This is a genomic window from Nocardioides sp. NPDC059952 (assembly GCF_042730435.1).
In the GTDB taxonomy this organism is placed as follows: Bacteria; Actinomycetota; Actinomycetes; order Propionibacteriales; family Nocardioidaceae; genus Nocardioides.
The window spans coordinates 103589-118948 of the sequence record NZ_JBHWLY010000002.1 but is presented as its reverse complement, the minus strand read 5'-3'; the positions used below and the strand labels follow the sequence as shown (position 1 = coordinate 118948).

Genomic DNA, 15360 nt, shown 5'->3' with positions numbered 1-15360 from the left:
GAGGCCGCCATGGCCCACGTGGCTGAGGGTCCGGTGGAGGACGGAGCGGCGGGACGCGGGCCCCGTCCACCGACGCTCCTCGACGCGCTGCTGCCGATCGTCGTGCTCATCGCGCTGCTCGCGCTCACCATCATCGTCTTCGGGATCGACGCCACCAACGGGCCGCTCCAGGTGGCGCTGCTGATCAGTGCGGCCTTCGCGAGCCTGATGGCGTTCAAGAACGGCTACACGGTCGCCGGTGTGGCCGAGGCTGCCGTCGGGGGCGTCACCTCGGCCGTGGGAGCGATCTTCATCCTGCTCGCGGTCGGGTCCCTGATCGGCACCTGGAACATGGCCGGCACCATCCCGACGATCGTCGACTACGGCATCGCGATCGTGAGCCCGACCTGGTTCTACCTCACCGCCGCGGTCGTGTGCGCGCTGGTCGGGATGGTCACCGGCAGCTCCTGGACCACAGCCGGCACCTTGGGCGTCGCGTTCGTCGGGATGGCCTCGGTGATGGGCCTCTCGGAGGCGACGGCTGCGGGTGCGGTGATCTGCGGTGCGTACTTCGGCGACAAGATGACCCCGCTCTCGGAGACCACCATCCTCGTGCCCCGGCTCGTGGGCGGTGGGCTGACCGTGGGCGAGCACGTCCGGAACATGTTCTGGACGGCCGGCCCGGCTCTCGGGATCAGCCTGGTGATCTTCTTCTTCCTCGGCCTCAACGCCGACCCGGACGCGGCGATCAGCACCGACGCCGCGCGCGAGGCGCTGGGGCAGGCGTTCGACATCTCGTTCCTCAATCTGCTGCCGCTGCTCCTGCTGGTGGTCTTCGCCGTGTTCAAGTTCCCACCGTTCCTCTCGATCCTGGGCTCGGCGCTGTTCGCGGGCATCCTGGCGCTGTTCACGCAGTGGGACGCGGTCACCGCGTTCGTCGACAACCCCGACTACGGCCCGTTCCTGACGGGGGTCCATGCCGTCTTCGCAGCCATGGCCACCGGCTTCGTCAGCGACTCGGGCGTCGAGCCCATCGACGAGCTGTTCTCGCGGGGCGGGATGGCCAGCCTGCTCACCACGATCTGGCTGGTGCTCGGCGCCCTGTCGTTCGCTGCGGTCATGGAGCACGCCGGGTTCCTGCAACGCCTCCTGCAGCCGATCGTCTCCCGTGCCCGCAGCCGCGGCTCCCTCATCCTCGCGGTGAACTCCAGCGGCATCGGGCTCAACGTGATCGCCGGGGACCAGTACGTCGCCGACGTGCTGCCCGCGCGCATGTACCGGCGCGAGTTCTCCCGCCGTGGCCTGGCGCCACAGGTCCTGTCCCGGGCTGTGGAGGACTCCGGGACCGTGACGTCGGTGCTGGTGCCGTGGAACACCTGCGGCGCCTACATCTCCGGCGTGCTCGGGGTCTCGACCGCCGCCTACTTCCCGTTCGCCTTCTTCAACCTGCTCAGTCCCCTGCTGGACATCGCCTACGGATACCTCGGGTTCAAGGTCCCGAAGGCCACCAGGGACTGGGCGGACGACGCCACCACCCCGCAGGACCCGGACCAGGACCAGGACCCAGAGGAGCCTCACCATGAGTGACCAGCCCGTGTCCCCCACGCCCGAGGCCGGGCCCCGATTCCGGCTGCCGTCGGCGTACACCATCCTGTTCGCGCTCATCGTGCTGATGGCTCTGGCCACCTGGCTGATCCCGGCAGGTGCCTACGACCTCGACCCGGACGGCGCCCCCATACCGGGGACGTACCACGAGGTCGAGGGGGACCCCGCACGGATCCTGACCGACTCGCTGACGGCACCGATCAACGGTCTCTACGGCATCGAGGACGACAAGGGGAACATCAGCTACTACAACAGCGGCGTCCTCTTCGGGGCGATCGACGTCGCCCTGTTCATCATCATCATCGGCGGCTTCCTCGGGGTCACGATGCGCACCGGCGCCATCCAGAACGGGATCGGCAGCCTCGTGGCGAGGCTCCGCGGCCGCGAACGCTGGATGATCCCGATCCTGATGATGGTCTTCGCCCTCGGCGGCTCCACCTACGGGATGGCCGAAGAGAGCCTGGCGTTCTACAGTCTCGTCATCGCGGTCATGATCGCGGCCGGCTACGACGCGATGACCGGAGCCGCGGTCGTCCTCCTCGGGTGCGGCATCGGCACCCTCGGCTCCACCATCAACCCGTTCGCGACCGGCATCGCCTCCGGGTTCGCCGGCATCAACATCAGCGACGGTCTGCTGTCCCGGCTGATCATCCTGGTCGTCGGGCTGGCCATCGGGATCTTCTTCGTCATGCGCTACGCCGAGCGGGTCCGCCGCGACCCCACCAGGTCGGTCGTGCACGAGATGAAGGAGGCCAACGAGGGCCACTTCGCGGTGCAGCAGGACGATGCCGGGGCGAGCGGGATGTCCGGGCGCGAGAAGTGGATCCTGATCACCTTCGGGCTGGCGTTCGGCCTGATGATGTACGGCGTCATCCCCTGGCAGGACATGGGCATCGGGCTGCCCACGCTGTGGTGGTGGTTCCCCGAGATGACCGCCCTGTTCATCCTCTTCTCCGTCATCATCGGCCTGATCGCGCGGATGAGCGAGACCGAGCTCACCGACTCCTTCGTCGCCGGGGCGCGCGACCTCCTCGGCGTGGCGCTCATCATCGGCATCGCTCGCGGCATCACCGTCGTCATGAACAACGGCGGCGTCACCGACACCGTGCTGAACTGGGCCGAGCAGGCCGTGGAGGGGCTCGGGTCCGTCGGGTTCGCGGTCGTCGCGTTCCTGCTGTTCCTGCCCCTCTCGTTCCTGATCCCGTCGTCCTCGGGGCTGGCGACCGTCGCCATGCCGATCATGGCGCCGCTGGCCGCGTTCGTCGGGGTCCAGGCCGATCTGGTGGTCACGGCCTTCCAGAGCGCCAACGGGCTGATGAACCTCTTCATCCCGACCTCGGCGGTGGTCATGGGTGGCCTGGCGATCGCCCGGGTGCCGTACGGCACCTATCTACGCTGGGTGTGGCCGCTGCTGGCGATGCTCGGTGCGCTCGTCATCGTCGTCCTCGGGATCGGGGCACTCGCGTCCTGAGCTCGGATGCGCTCGTAGAACGCCCGGTGGGCGACGGCGGCGCGCGCCCAGGTGTGATGCGCCGCGAGGTCCCGCCCGGCGGCCGGGTCGGGAGGCGTGTCCAGGACCTTGCCCAGCGCCAGGGCGATCTCCGCCGGCGTCGCGGCGTAGGCGACGGTCTCGCCGAAGACCTCGCGGAGCACGGGCAGGTCCCGCGCCACGACGGGTACGCCGGCGGCGAGCGCCTCCAGGGCCGCGAGCCCGAAGCCCTCCTTGGTCGAGACCATCGCGAGTGCGCGCGCCTCGGCCACCAGAGGCGGGAGCTCGTCCTCCGCGAGCACGCCGGTGACGACGACGGGCACCCCCAGCTCACGCGCCCGGGCGTCGAACGCGGCCCGGTAGTCGCGGTAGTCGAAGAGCGTCTCGCCGCCACCGAGGACCAGCGTCAGGTCCTGGTGGCGGGGATCGGATGCGCGGAGCGCGGCGTACGCCTCGAGCAGGTCGAGCGAACCCTTGCGCGGCTCGATCCCGCCGAGCGCGAGCACGTAGCTGCCCAGCCGCTCGCGCCAGGCCTTTCGCCCGGCCTCGTCGGCGGCTCCGGCGGCGAACCGGGTGGCGTCGACGCCGTTGGGGATGACGGTCGGGGTGAGCCCCCACCCGGCCGAGACCTCGTCGGCCACCGACTGCGAGACACAGATCCGGGCGTACGGCTCGACGACCGCCTTCTCGTGGCAGGCGGCGAGCTGCGGGGTGGTGAAGTGGTCGAGGTGGTGGATGGTGCGGAGGCAGGGCAGGGCGGCGTTGGCGCTGATGCAGTCCTGGGCGTGCACGATGTCGTAGTGGTCCCGCCGCCGCGCGAAGGCGGCTCTCAGCACGTCGATGGAGCGCACGATCCGCTCCCCCACGGTCTCCTCCTCGCGTGCCTCGAACGGCACGGCGTGAACCGTGACGGCGGGCGCGACCGGGCGGAAGAACGCCGTGTCGCCGTGCCGGCCCAGCGTCCAGACGTGCACGTCCTCGCCGAGCGCGGCCAGCGCCTCGGCGAGCGCCAGCGTGTGCACGACGCCGCCGCGCGGCCGGGTGGAGTAGGTGAGCAGTGCGATCCTCATCGTGCCAGCCTCATCGAGGGCTCCCCGGGAACGTGTACGCCGTCGGGGTCAGCTCCTTGAGGTGGTGCAGGACCCGCCGGGACCGGGAGACCTCCGCCTCGACGTCGATCTCCGCGACGGCCAGGCCGCCCTTGGAGGTGGTGCGGGCGAGGATCTCGCCACCGGGACCGACGACCTTGGCCTGGCCCAGGAACCGCAGGCCGCCCATCACCCCGGTCTGGTTGGAGGAGACCCAGACGACCTGGTTCTCGGCCGCGCGGGCCTGGTCGTAGAGGTCGAAGAGCCGCGACTGCCGGTCCTGCGGGAGCCGGGAGGCACGGTCGGTGACCGAGGCCGGCCAGGCCGAGAGACAGGCGATCACCGAGGCTCCGTCGAGGGCGAGGGTGCGGGCCGCCTCCGGAAAGGTCTTGTCGTAGTCGATGAGCATCCCCAGCCGTCCGACCGGGGTGTCGAAGGCCGCGAACCTCTCCCCCGCCGCGTACACGAGGGACTCGCCGGCGGGCTGGTGCACCTTGCGGTGGCGTCCGAGGACCCCGTCGCCGCTGAGGCACACGGCGGAGTTGTAGAGCCGAGCCTGGCCCTCGACGACGACCTCCTCGGCGTAGCCGAGGCAGACCACCATCTCGCCGGCCGCGGCGATCACCCGGCCCATCTCGAAGGAGTCCTCGGTCAGGGCGGGCGGCAGCGCGTGCGGGTCCGGATGGCGCAGGTCGGAGAGGTAGCCGCCGAGGGTCGCGTCGGGGAGGACCAGGAGGCCGACGCCGTTGCGGCGGGCGTCCTCGACGATCCCCTCGAGCTTCGCGATCGCACGGGTCAGGTCACGCCCGAAATGGGCCGCGACCGCCCCGATCCGCACCTTCGACATGGTCCTCAACCTATCCGTCGTCATCGCGCTGGGCCGCGATTCGCTCAGGCCACCGCGGCCGAGGCGTCCAGGGGGCCGGGTGAGTGCCGGCGCGCCAGGTCGGCGGCGGGCTCGGTCGTCTCGCCGGCTCGGCCGGTGATCACGCCGGTGACGTGCTCCGCGTCCGCGGCGATGCCGAGATAGCGGCCCGATCCCCAGGTGTGCAGCCACGGCAGCCCGAGGAAGCAGAGCCCGGGGACCGCCGTCACCCCACGCGTATGGGTCGGCCTCCCGGTGCCGTCGAAGACCCCGGCACGGACCCAGCGGTAGTCGGGCCGGTAGCCGATCGCCCAGATGATCGTGGTGATGCCTGCCTCGGCGAGGTCGAGTCCGGTGGGGTCGGACTCCGGCTCCCAGACCGGGCGGTACGCCTCGGCGGGGGCGACCTCGAGTCCCTGCGCCTCGATGTGGGCGTCGATGTCGCGGCAGATCGAGCGGTAGACGTCGTCGGCGGAGTCGAGCGCGTCGCGCAGGGTCGGCGCGAGCGTGAGTTCGGTGCCGACTCCTGATTCGAGCCGCCCGTAGAGCCGCATGCCCTCGGCGGCGAACTGGCGCAGGTCGATGTCGCGCCCGCCGTCGCGGCCGGTGACGTAGTGGTTGGTCTTCTCTCGCGCGGCGAGCCCGCCCGGGTAGCTGGTGACCGGGGTGTCGTAGAGCCCCATCTCGGCCAGCCAGGTCATGCAGTCCCGCCCCCGGTGGAACCGGGCGACCCGGGGAGCGTCGCCGATCGCGAGATGCACCTGGCGTCCCTCCAGGTGCAGGTCCTCGGCGATCTGCGCCCCGGACTGCCCCGAGCCGACCACCAGCACCGCGCCCGGGCGGAGCCGCGCGGCGCTCTTGTAGTCCGCCGAGTGCAGCTGGTCGATGCCGGGGTCGAGCGCGGGAGCCCAACCCGGGACGACAGGGACGTGGTAGCCGCCCGTGGCGACCACGACATGGTCGGCCTCCCAGGTCTCGGCGCCGTCAGGACCCTCGGCCTCGATCAGGAACCCGCCTCCGGCGCGCTGGGTCAGCGAGGTCACCCGGGTGTGCTCGCGCACCGGCGGACCGAAGGTCGGCGCGTAGCCGGCAAGCCACGACACCACCTCGTCGCGGGTCATGAAGCCGTCCGGGTCGGGGCCGGCGTACTCGTAGCCGGGCAGCCGGCAGTGCCAGTTGGGCGTCACCAGGGTGAAGTTGTCCCAGCGGGTTTCGGCCCACTCGTGACCGGCGGTGCCCGCCTCGAGGACGACGTGGTCCACACCGTCACGGACGAGGAACCAGCTGGCCGCGAGACCTGCCTGCCCGCCGCCGACGATCGCGACGGTGGTGCGGTGGGTGCTCATCGGGACTCCTGCGGGCTCGGCGTGGCGGGGAGGGGCGGGTGCATGGCCAGGACGGTGACGGGCTGCCCAGGGGCGTACGCAGCGGCCGAGGCACGCAGCTGATCGGAGGTCGCCATCGCGCTGGTGCAGGCGAAGCCGAACTTCACCCGGACCCGTTCGGCGGCGGTGGCCAGCGCGGTGAGGCTGCGGTCGAGGAAGTCGTCGACGGCGTACGTCCGGCCGATCGTCAGGTGGTCGTGCACCACCAGCGAGGGCGAGTAGCAGTCCTCCACCTTTCCGTCCGGCCAGCGCACGGTGAAGGTCATCTCAGGCACGGCCATCACCCACCTGGGAGAGGGGCTCGGCGGTCGCCAGCGCGGTGGGGTACGCCTCGGGCCGGCGGTCACGGAGGTGGAACATCGCCCGCCGCGCAGTCGCCAGCGCGCTCGGCACGTCCAGCTCGGCCACGGCCATGCCGGCGTTCACGCCGGTGGTCGCCAGGAGGTCGCCTCCCGGACCGACCACCTTCGCGTTGGCGACGAACCGGAGCTTGCCGAAGGTCCCGTGCTGGTTGGAGGCCAGCCAGACCACCTGGTTCTCCAGTGCCCTGGCGGCGTCGAAGAGGTTGAACCGCTTCGTCCAGCGGTCGTTCTCGATCGACGCGCTGGTGGCGGTGCGCGAGGCCGGCCAGGCAGAGATGCAGGCGATCACCTCGGCGCCGTCGACGGCCAGCGCCCGCGCTCCCTCGGGGAAGGCCTTGTCGTAGCAGATCAGGGCACCGATCCGGCCCGCCGGAGTATCGACGCAGCCGAATCCCTCCCCCGCCGCGTAGTAGAGGTTCTCCCCGAGCGGCTGGTGCACCTTGCGGTGAGATCCCAGCACGCCGTCGCCGGTGATGATCGCCGCGGTGTTGTAGCGGTCGGTCCCGTCGGACTCGCACAGGCCGACGACCACGGTCATGTCACCGGCCATCTCGGCGACCCGCCGGAGCTCGGGGCCGTCGATGTCCATCACGGGCGGGAGGTCCTCGGGCGTCTCGTCGTGGTCGCCGTCGCGCCCGGCCCCGAGGACGGAGAGGTAGCCGCCCAGGCACGCCTCGGGGAGGGCGAGCAGGCCGACGCCGGCTCGGCGGGCATCCTCGATGAGGCCGGCGATCTGGGCGAGGTTCTCGTCGACGTCACGGCCGAAGCCGGCGCAGACGGCCGCGACGGCGGTGCCGCGGTGTGGGGCGGTGGTGGTCATGTTGCAGGTCCTAGTCCGGTGACGGTGTGGTCGATGGCGTCGGTGACGGTGCCGTCCGGCCAGCGCAGGCCGACGCCTGTGCCGGGGACGAGCTCACCGCAGACGGCGGAGGTGACGAAGCCGGGCAGAGCGGGCCGGGCGGCGCCGCGGCCGGGCGACTCCGCGGTGAGCATCGCGAAGCCCGGGAAGCAGGTGAGCCAGTCCGCGGTCGACGCCGCGGCCGGGGTGGGGACGGCGGCGACGTCGATGATCGCGCGGCATCCGCTGGCCTCGGCCAGCATGCCCGCGGTGCCGACGAGGCCGGCCATGCTGACGTCCTTGGCCGCTGCGGGTGCCAGCGCGGGTACGACCCCGGACAGCGCGCGCAGCTCGGCCGAGGTGCGATGCGAGGAGGAGTCCCACTGCCGGCCGCGGTAGCCGGGCCGCCATCCTCCACCCAGGTCCGCGCTGAGCCGGAGACGGTTGCCGGGTGCTCCCCCACCGCCCGGAACCGGTCGTTCCGCACGTCCCAGCGCGGTGACCGAGAGCGCGGCCGGGACGCCGAGCTGGGTGTGGCCGCCGAGGACGGGCACGCCCCAGGCCTGCGCCGCCTCGGCCAGGCCGCGCACGATCCGCCGGGCGAAGGAGGCGTCCCGGGCGCCGATGGCGTCGAGCAGGCCGACCGGCTCGGCGCCCATCGCGGACAGGTCGTTGACGTTGACCAGGACCGAGCACCACCCGGCCCACTCGGGGTCTCGCTCGACCATCGAAGGCAGGATCGCGTCGCAGGCGGCGACCAGGTCGCTGCCCGGGACCGGCGCGCCATCGTCGCCCCGGAAGCCGGGGGTCGAGCGCCCGACCAGGGCGCCGACCAGGTCGCCCAGCGGCGACTTGGTGGCCTCGGAGAGCTGCTTGATGCGTACGAGCGGCCATTCCATGACCACGTGGGTCATCTCGTGCAGGTGGATCCGCTCCCGCGGGACCCAGCCGAGCCTGCGGAACAGGGCCTCGTTGCGCGCCTGGACGGTCGCGTCGAAGCGGAGCGCGCCGGCCTGCTCGGCCGCGGCGCAGGCCGCCCGGACGAGCGCCGCACCCACGCCCAGGAGCTGTCGCGCGTCCTGCTTGACCGCCAGCCGGCTGCCGCGCCACCAGCCCACATCAGGTGCGTTCGGCCGCGCCGGGTGGAGCCGTACGCCACCCAGCACCTCGCCGTCGTCGGCCCGGGCCAGCAGCACGATCCGGCGGGGGTCGTCGTCGACGTCGTCGAGGTCGGAGCCCGCGAAGAGGCCCTGCTCGGTGACGAAGACCTCGCGGCGCAGCCGGAGGTAGGCGTCCAGATCGGCCGCGGAGCCTGCCGCGACCACGGTGTAGCCCTCAAGGCCTGGCGAGCGACGTGCCGCTCCGGCCAGGATGACGTCGTCGAGAAGCTCGGTCATGCCGACTCCTCCCGGCAGGCGCCGAGTGCCGAGCAGGCACCGCACGCAGCGCAGCCGGCGGCCTGGTCGGTGCCGGCCATCCCGGCCCGGCGCAGAAGTGCCGCGACCCGGGAGGTGACCCGGTAGACGTCGGCGTGCGGCGGTGCCGGGACGCCGTCGACGTCCTTGGCGAGGGTGCCGACCAGCGGGCGGTAGGGCACCACGAACGGGTAGACGCCCATCGCGATGAGCTCCTCGCAGCCGGCGACCAGCTCGTCGGGGTCCTCGCCGAGTCCGACCAGGAGGTAGGTCGAGACCTGGTTCCAGCCGAAGACCCGGACCGCCTCGGCCCAGGCGGCCCGGTATTCGCCCAGCGGCACCGCTCCCTTGCCCGGCATCCAGCGCAGCCGGGCGGCGTCGTCGAGAGACTCGACGTGGATCCCGATCGAGCGAGCACCCGCGTCATAGAGGTCCTGGATCGAGGCGAGGTCACCCGGCGGCTCGCACTGCACCTGGATGGGCAGGTCCGGCACCGCCTCCCGCACCGCCCGTACGCAGCGGGCCAGATGCGTCGCGCCGCGGTCGCGGCCTCGGGAGGTGCCGGTGGTCATGACCATCTGAGTGACACCGTCCAGCTCGACCGCCGCCCGGGCGACCTCGGCGAGCTGGGCCGGCTGCTTGACCGCGATCGTGGAGCCCTGGCTCAGCGACTCCTCGATCGCACAGAAGCGACAGCGCTCCTCGACGTCGTAGCGGGAGCAGGTCTGCACCACGGTCGTGGCGAGCACGTTGGCCGAGTGCAGGCGGGCGATCTTGTCGTAGCCGACGCCGTCGGCGGTGACCAGGTCGTAGAAGCGGGGGCGGGCGACGGCCTCGACCCCGAGACCGGTGTCGGCCCCGTCGAGGAGCAGCTTGCCGCCGCGTACGGAATAGGGGCTGCGGGGGTTGAGCGGGATGGCCGCGCCGACCCCGTCCAGGAGGACGTGGCCGTCGTCGCTCGGTCCCGCGCCCGAGCGGCGGGCGACGGGGGCGTCGAGCAGGCGGATCCCCTGGATGGCGACGTCGACGCGGGTGCTGGACGAGATCGGCGAGGTCATGGCCGGTCCCTCAGAGGTTGTAGGTCGAGTTGATGATGGCGCCCTTGCGGGCGTAGTGGATCAGCGCGTCCTGGACGTCGAGCGGGTGCGAGGGCACGACACCCTCGATCAGGTCCTCCTCGCGGAGGCCGTGGAGTCCCATCCCGAAACGGCAGCAGAAGACCGTGCCGCCCTCCTTGATGAAGGTCTCGATGGCGCCGTTGGTGTTGAGCTCCCCGGGGAACCCGGCATCGCCCATCGTCGGGAAGCCACGCGAGGCCATGCACGCGAGCGTGCCCGGCCCGTAGAAGTAGATGGCGGACTCGAAGCCCTTGCGCAGGGCCCGGGTCGCCTGCAGGACGGCGACGAAGCTGACCGAGGACTCGTGCGGGATGCCGTGGACGAGGGTGAAGTAGGTCTCCCCCTCCTCGGCCCGGTAGTCGGGGAAGATCTTGGTCGAGCCGTAGATGTTGGTGCCCGGCTGCTGCGAGGGGTGCGGGATCTCGCCGAGCGACTTGGCCATGTTCTCGGCGATCTGGGCGTCGATGTCAGCGGTGTCAGTGGTCACGGGGTCTCCAGAGAGGTCGGATGGGCGATGCGGGATGGGAGCGGGCTCGTCGTCCTTGACGAGTGGCCGGCGGCGGAGCCGCCGGTCTCAGCCGTAGAGGGCTGAGAAGTTGTGGTGGAAGAAGGCATCGGCGAGCTCGCCGTCGCCGGCCGCGGCGGCCAGCCGCGCGTGCTCACCGGCGAAGTCGCCCCAGGGCGCGTCGGTGGCGAAGAGGATGCGGTCGTGCCCGACGCCGCGGCGCTCGATCTCCTGCACCAGCCAGGCAGGCGCGAAGCCGATCGCCCAGCTGGTGTCGGTGTAGACCTGCATCCCCGCCTCGATCCAGTCGAAGAGGCGGCCGCCGATCAGCTTCATGTGGCCGCTCATCCCGCCGCCGAGATGCACGAGATGGAGACGTACGTCGCGGGCATAGCGCTCCACGAGCGTGCCGATCTGGTCGACGTCCGAGGCGGCACCGGGCGAGGTGTGCACGTGCACGGTCAGGTCGTGCTCCCGGGCGGCCGCGAAGACCTTGTCGAGCTGCTCGAGGCAGTCGGGGTCGGTGGGGTGGCCGCCGAGCAGGAAGCTGGTCTTGAGCGCCGCCACGCCCTCCTCGCCGGCAAGGGCCAGGGCCGCGTCGTTGCGGGCGGAGTCGCCCGGCTTCGGGGAGACCCACAGGCCGCACCGGATCCGGTCGTCGCTCTGGGCGGCCTCGATGGCCAGGTGGTTGAGGCCGAAGGCGGCGTCGGGGTCGGGCACGCCGTAGTTCGGCAGCACGAGCGCCCGCTCGATCCTGTCGGCGTCGAGGTCGGCGACCAGCTCCTTCACAGTGGCGCGCGCGGTCACATCGGCATTGATCGCCGGACCCCCGTAGAAGGGGTACGCCGGCAGCCGGCCGATGTGGCGGTGCGCGTCGCGGAGGGGCTTGGTCATGGGATCAAGCCTTTGGGCCAGGCGTTTCTGGCTGGTTACGCCTGGAATACGGAGTGCGCGTCAGCTCGTAAGTTCGAGGTAACGCGGGTCGCGGGGCGGTCGGTCAGGCGCCCTCACCCAGGAGGGCGGCGACCGCGGTGGCGTACATCGTCGACTTGATCTTGCCGAGCGTCTCGGCCGGCTTGCCCGCGAGAGGGGCGACGCGTGCGATCGCCTGCTCGAGGAGCTCGGCCTCAGGTGCCGTGCCGTCGACGATGCCGGCGGCGAGCGCGTCGGGGCCGGGGAAGCGGCGGCCGGTGGTCATCGAGTCGGTCGCCGCGCGCGGGGTGAGCTTGGCCTGGATCAGGGCGGCCATGCCGGGGGTGAACGGGATCTGGATGTCGACCTCGGGGAAGCAGAAGAAGCCGCGGTCCTCGCGCATGATCCGCCAGTCGAGGGTCATCGCGAGCATCGCGCCGGCACCGAAGGCGTGCCCGTTGATCGCCGTCGCCGTCGGCACCGGGAGGACCAGGAGGCGGGCGAGCAGGGCTTGCACCTGGGCGACGTACGGCTCGAACTGGTCGGCGTTCTGCCCGAGCCAGTCGAGGTCGAGCCCGTTGGAGTAGAACTTGCCGGTCGCGGCCACGACCAGCGGCGCGGGCGCTGCCACGACCTGGTCGAGGGCCTCGTTCACCGAGGTCATCCAGTCGGGGCTGAACCGGTTCTCGGTGTCGCCGATGTCGAGGACGTACACGCCGTCTCGCTGGGTGAGGGTCGCTGTCATTGGGGTGTCCTTTCAGGGTCAGCCGCGCGGGGAGCGCAGGCTCTCGAGGCCGTTGTTGAGGAGGTACTGGGTCACGTTGAGCGCCGCGTGCCGGTCGGGCGCCGGCTCCTTGCCCTTGGCCATCCGCCACATCTGGACGCTGTAGTAGGTCAGCTCGGTGAGGCTGTCGAGCATCCGGATGCCGCTGCGCCGCGGGTTGACGACGCTCTCGTCGGCGCGGCCGGCCAGCAGTTGCGCCGGGAAGTCGGGCTGCACGGTGAGCGGCCTTCCCAGGCCGACGAGGTCGACGGCACCGGACTCGACGGCGTCGACCATCCCGCCGGCCGTCCGGAACCCGCCGGTGAGCATCAGCGGCAGCGTCGGGAGCTCGGCGCGGACGCGTTCGGCGTAGGAGAGGAAGTACGCCTCCCGCCTCCGAGTGCTCGCCTTCAGTGACGGGTCCACGCCGAGCATCGCCGCCGAGGTGTAGGTGCCGCCGGAGATCTCCAGCAGGTCCAGGCCCTCCTCGGCGAGCGCATGGACCACCTCGAGCGACTCCTCCTCGTCGAAGCCACCCTTCTGGAAGTCGGCGGAGTTGAGCTTGATCGCGACGGGTGTCTGTTGTCCGACTTCCGCACGGATCGCGCGGAGCACCTCGATCACGAAGCGCCGCCGCTTCTCCGGGGTGCCGCCCCAGGCGTCGGTGCGCTGGTTGGAGAGCGGCGAGAGGAACTGGCTGATCAGATAGCCGTGCGCACCATGGATCTGTACGCCGTCGAAGCCCGCCCCGGTCACGACCTTCGCCGTGGTCGCGAAGCGCTGGATCAGGTCCTCGATCTCGCCGTTCGTCAGCTCCCGGGGCTCCGCGAAGAGACCGCCCGTGCCGGGCACCGCGATCGCCGAGGGCGCCACCGGATGAGCGGTGAGCGTACGCGGCGTCTGCCGGCCCGGGTGGTTGATCTGGACCCAGACCTTCGAGCCGCCTGCTTTGGCGATCTGCGCCCACTCGGCCAGGTCCTCGACGTGGCGATCGTCCTCGACCACGACGTTGCCCGGCTCGCCGATCGCGGTGCGGTCGACCATCACGTTGCCGGTGATCGAGAGCCCGACGCCGCTCTCGGCCCAGCGCCGGTAGAGGTTCTTGATCCGGCTTCCCGGGGTGAAGTCGCGGCGCCCCAGGCCCTCGCTGAGGGCGGCCTTGGCGAGCCGGTTCGGGATCACGAACCCGTTCGGCAGCTCCAGCGGCTGCGCCAGGATCGACTGGTCTCGGGTCACGGGTTGCTCCTCGTTGTATGCGGTGATGCCTTGGCCTGACGCGGCTCGAGCGGGACCGTGAGGATGGCGCGGACCGCGGCCTCGAGCCGGGCGGCGGTGGCCTCGTCGGCCTCGCGGTCCTCGAGGATGCAGCGGCGCAGGATCCCGCCGGGCAGGTCGACCACGCAGACCGCGATCGCCTCCACCGCGACCCGGTCACCGCGGTCCCACACGCCACGCGCCAGGGTGATCAGCACCTCGACGAACTTCTCCTGCACGGTGGCCAGCTCGGTCTCGATCTCGGGTGGAAGGTCGGCGGAGAAGAGCTGGTCACGGCGCTGGGCGAAGAAGAGCCGAGCGCTGGCCGGGAAGCGGCGTACGAACTCGACGGGGGTCAGCGCCACCGCGACGACGGCGTCCTCACCGGTGGCCCCCTGCCCCATCGACTCCGCCATCAGGTCGCCCAGCCGGCACCAGGACCGCAGCCACAGCCGCGCGAGCAGCACGTCCTTCGACCCGAACGCGTGGTAGATCGTCCCGTTCGACGCCCCCGCCGCAGCAGCCAGCGACCGCAGCGTCAGCCCCGACGGGTCGCCGCTGGTCACAATCTGCTCGGCGACATCGAGCAGATCGTCGAGCGTGTGGAGCCGCTGCCGGGACATGCGAACAATCTAAATAGAGCGAATGCTCTAGATCAACGGTTCGGCGCTGTGTCCGGCGTCACAACGGCAAAGTGGCGCCGCCGCGGGAACGGCGCGGCGACGCATCGCCGTCCCCTCCGGCTGGTGTACTCGAATTCCTGTCGGCGATGACGAGCAACGAGGAGAACATTCGTGAGCCACGACGAGTCTTGGGACGGAACGGTCGTCAAGAAGTCACGAGCGATGCTGGACGGTTCGAATCTCTACCGCCGCGTGAAGATCCGTACGGAGTCCGGCCAGACCCAGAAGGTCCGCGTCGACCGCGCTCTGTGGAAGGAGCTCGAGGTCGGAGATCGCATCGTGAAGGAAGCCGGGCAGGACCCGCACCGGATTTGAGCATCGCTTCATGAGCACGTCCGTGACGAACCGGCCAGACCCTGTGTCTGCCGCCGAGGACTTGGTCCGCGAGTGGTTTCCCAGAGCGCAGCAGGCGTGGTTAGGCGGGTCGGTCGTCCTGGGCGGGGCGACGCCGATGTCGGACCTCGACATCACCGTGCTCGACGCGACCGCGACGGTCCACCGCGAGTCGCTGCGTCATCGGGGCTGGCCGGTGGAGCTCTTCGTGCACACCGAGGCGAGCATCCGCCACTTCGTCAGCCAGGATCTGGCCGAGCGCAAACCGACGATGGCACGACTCGTCGCTCGAGGCGTACCTCTTCTTCCCGGCGACGGCGGAGCCGCCGTACGTCGCTACTGCGAAGAGGTGCTCCAAGCCGGCCCCGCTCCCCTGCCGGCCGAGACGCTGGCACGCGCTCGGTATGCACTAAGCGATCTCCTCGACGACATGCAGGGCGCCGCCCCAGGCCCCGAGGGCACCGCGGTCGCCGTCGAGACGTGGCGACGTACGGCCGAAATGGTCCTCGACGTCAACGGCTGCTGGCGCGGTGGCGGGAAGTGGCTGATGCGCGAGCTCATCTCCCTCGACACCGAGGCCGGGACCTCCTGGGTTTCCCGCCTCGACGCAGGCTTGGCCGCAGCCCTCGCCGGCGACACCACGCTGCTCCGGGTGACCGCCGAGGAGTGCCTCTCGCTGGCCGGTGGCTGGCTCTGGGAAGGCTTCCACCAGGCGGCCTCCATCGACGAGAGCCGCTGACCCTCATCGTCTGGCATCCTCCATCTG

General features: G+C 71.2%; 16 protein-coding genes. 4 read left to right on the top strand and 12 right to left on the bottom strand.

Going from position 1 to position 15360, the window contains the following annotated elements:
• Positions 1-9: 9 nt before the first annotated feature.
• Positions 10-1566 (top strand): Na+/H+ antiporter NhaC family protein, encoded by a 1557-nt coding sequence (locus ACFV9G_RS01530; protein WP_378724263.1) that lies wholly within the window; start codon positions 10-12, stop codon positions 1564-1566.
• Positions 1559-3055, top strand: a complete 1497-nt coding sequence (locus ACFV9G_RS01525; protein ID WP_378724261.1) for a YfcC family protein — start codon at positions 1559-1561, stop codon at positions 3053-3055. Before ACFV9G_RS01530 ends, ACFV9G_RS01525 begins: the two co-directional genes overlap by 8 nt.
• Here ACFV9G_RS01525 and ACFV9G_RS01520 read toward each other — a convergent pair.
• The 12 genes from ACFV9G_RS01520 to ACFV9G_RS01465 form a co-directional block, all read right to left on the bottom strand.
• The gene (locus tag ACFV9G_RS01520) at positions 2971-4143 is read right to left on the bottom strand and encodes an MSMEG_0565 family glycosyltransferase (protein WP_378724259.1); all 1173 of its coding nucleotides are present in this window, start codon (positions 4141-4143) and stop codon (positions 2971-2973) included. The two genes, ACFV9G_RS01525 and ACFV9G_RS01520, sit on opposite strands and share 85 nt — an antisense overlap.
• 10 nt (positions 4144-4153) lie before the next feature.
• Entirely contained in the window at positions 4154-5008 is an 855-nt protein-coding gene (locus ACFV9G_RS01515; protein ID WP_378724257.1) for a carbon-nitrogen hydrolase family protein, read from the bottom strand.
• A gap of 44 nt (positions 5009-5052) precedes the next feature.
• Complete coding sequence (locus ACFV9G_RS01510; protein ID WP_378724255.1) at positions 5053-6372, bottom strand: MSMEG_0569 family flavin-dependent oxidoreductase; 1320 nt, start codon at positions 6370-6372, stop codon at positions 5053-5055.
• A complete protein-coding gene (locus tag ACFV9G_RS01505) occupies positions 6369-6692 on the bottom strand; it encodes an MSMEG_0570 family nitrogen starvation response protein (protein WP_378724253.1) in 324 nt (107 codons plus the stop codon). The genes ACFV9G_RS01510 and ACFV9G_RS01505 overlap by 4 nt, the downstream gene beginning before the upstream one ends.
• Entirely contained in the window at positions 6679-7593 is a 915-nt protein-coding gene (locus ACFV9G_RS01500; RefSeq protein ID WP_378724252.1) for a carbon-nitrogen hydrolase family protein, read from the bottom strand. Before ACFV9G_RS01500 ends, ACFV9G_RS01505 begins: the two co-directional genes overlap by 14 nt.
• Positions 7590-9008, bottom strand: coding sequence for an MSMEG_0567/sll0787 family protein (locus tag ACFV9G_RS01495; protein WP_378724250.1), 1419 nt, complete (start codon positions 9006-9008; stop codon positions 7590-7592). The genes ACFV9G_RS01500 and ACFV9G_RS01495 overlap by 4 nt, the downstream gene beginning before the upstream one ends.
• Positions 9005-10084, bottom strand: a complete 1080-nt coding sequence (locus ACFV9G_RS01490) for an MSMEG_0568 family radical SAM protein (protein ID WP_378724248.1) — start codon at positions 10082-10084, stop codon at positions 9005-9007. The genes ACFV9G_RS01495 and ACFV9G_RS01490 overlap by 4 nt, the downstream gene beginning before the upstream one ends.
• A 10-nt stretch (positions 10085-10094) precedes the next feature.
• Positions 10095-10631 carry an MSMEG_0572/Sll0783 family nitrogen starvation response protein gene (locus ACFV9G_RS01485; RefSeq protein ID WP_378724246.1) on the bottom strand — a complete coding sequence of 179 codons (537 nt, stop codon included), beginning with the start codon at positions 10629-10631 and terminating at the stop codon, positions 10095-10097.
• An 87-nt stretch (positions 10632-10718) separates the two neighbouring features.
• Positions 10719-11543 carry an amidohydrolase family protein gene (locus ACFV9G_RS01480; RefSeq protein ID WP_378724244.1) on the bottom strand — a complete coding sequence of 275 codons (825 nt, stop codon included), beginning with the start codon at positions 11541-11543 and terminating at the stop codon, positions 10719-10721.
• A 103-nt stretch (positions 11544-11646) separates the two neighbouring features.
• On the bottom strand, positions 11647-12306 hold the full coding sequence (locus ACFV9G_RS01475) for an enoyl-CoA hydratase-related protein (RefSeq protein WP_378724243.1): 660 nt from the start codon (positions 12304-12306) through the stop codon (positions 11647-11649).
• Between the two features lie 18 nt (positions 12307-12324).
• Positions 12325-13560: an NADH:flavin oxidoreductase/NADH oxidase family protein gene (locus ACFV9G_RS01470; protein ID WP_378724242.1), complete on the bottom strand. Its 1236-nt coding sequence runs from the start codon at positions 13558-13560 to the stop codon at positions 12325-12327.
• A complete protein-coding gene (locus ACFV9G_RS01465; protein ID WP_378724240.1) occupies positions 13557-14201 on the bottom strand; it encodes a TetR/AcrR family transcriptional regulator in 645 nt (214 codons plus the stop codon). The genes ACFV9G_RS01470 and ACFV9G_RS01465 overlap by 4 nt, the downstream gene beginning before the upstream one ends.
• A gap of 171 nt (positions 14202-14372) precedes the next feature.
• Between ACFV9G_RS01465 and ACFV9G_RS01460 the strand changes: the two genes are divergently transcribed.
• Positions 14373-14576 carry a hypothetical protein gene (locus ACFV9G_RS01460; protein WP_378724238.1) on the top strand — a complete coding sequence of 68 codons (204 nt, stop codon included), beginning with the start codon at positions 14373-14375 and terminating at the stop codon, positions 14574-14576.
• Between the two features lie 136 nt (positions 14577-14712).
• Complete coding sequence (locus ACFV9G_RS01455) at positions 14713-15333, top strand: hypothetical protein (protein WP_378724236.1); 621 nt, start codon at positions 14713-14715, stop codon at positions 15331-15333.
• Positions 15334-15360: the final 27 nt, after the last annotated feature.

Bases quoted from the DNA above. Each gene is read 5' to 3' on its own strand.
- ACFV9G_RS01530 (WP_378724263.1), top strand. From the start codon at position 10: ATGGCCCACGTGGCTGAGGGTCCGGTGGAGGACGGAGCGGCGGGACGC.
- ACFV9G_RS01525 (WP_378724261.1), top strand. From the start codon at position 1,559: ATGAGTGACCAGCCCGTGTCCCCCACGCCCGAGGCCGGGCCCCGATTC.
- ACFV9G_RS01520 (WP_378724259.1), bottom strand. From the start codon at position 4,143: ATGAGGATCGCACTGCTCACCTACTCCACCCGGCCGCGCGGCGGCGTC.
- ACFV9G_RS01515 (WP_378724257.1), bottom strand. From the start codon at position 5,008: ATGTCGAAGGTGCGGATCGGGGCGGTCGCGGCCCATTTCGGGCGTGAC.
- ACFV9G_RS01510 (WP_378724255.1), bottom strand. From the start codon at position 6,372: ATGAGCACCCACCGCACCACCGTCGCGATCGTCGGCGGCGGGCAGGCA.
- ACFV9G_RS01505 (WP_378724253.1), bottom strand. From the start codon at position 6,692: ATGGCCGTGCCTGAGATGACCTTCACCGTGCGCTGGCCGGACGGAAAG.
- ACFV9G_RS01500 (WP_378724252.1), bottom strand. From the start codon at position 7,593: ATGACCACCACCGCCCCACACCGCGGCACCGCCGTCGCGGCCGTCTGC.
- ACFV9G_RS01495 (WP_378724250.1), bottom strand. From the start codon at position 9,008: ATGACCGAGCTTCTCGACGACGTCATCCTGGCCGGAGCGGCACGTCGC.
- ACFV9G_RS01490 (WP_378724248.1), bottom strand. From the start codon at position 10,084: ATGACCTCGCCGATCTCGTCCAGCACCCGCGTCGACGTCGCCATCCAG.
- ACFV9G_RS01480 (WP_378724244.1), bottom strand. From the start codon at position 11,543: ATGACCAAGCCCCTCCGCGACGCGCACCGCCACATCGGCCGGCTGCCG.
- ACFV9G_RS01475 (WP_378724243.1), bottom strand. From the start codon at position 12,306: ATGACAGCGACCCTCACCCAGCGAGACGGCGTGTACGTCCTCGACATC.
- ACFV9G_RS01465 (WP_378724240.1), bottom strand. From the start codon at position 14,201: ATGTCCCGGCAGCGGCTCCACACGCTCGACGATCTGCTCGATGTCGCC.
- ACFV9G_RS01455 (WP_378724236.1), top strand. From the start codon at position 14,713: ATGTCGGACCTCGACATCACCGTGCTCGACGCGACCGCGACGGTCCAC.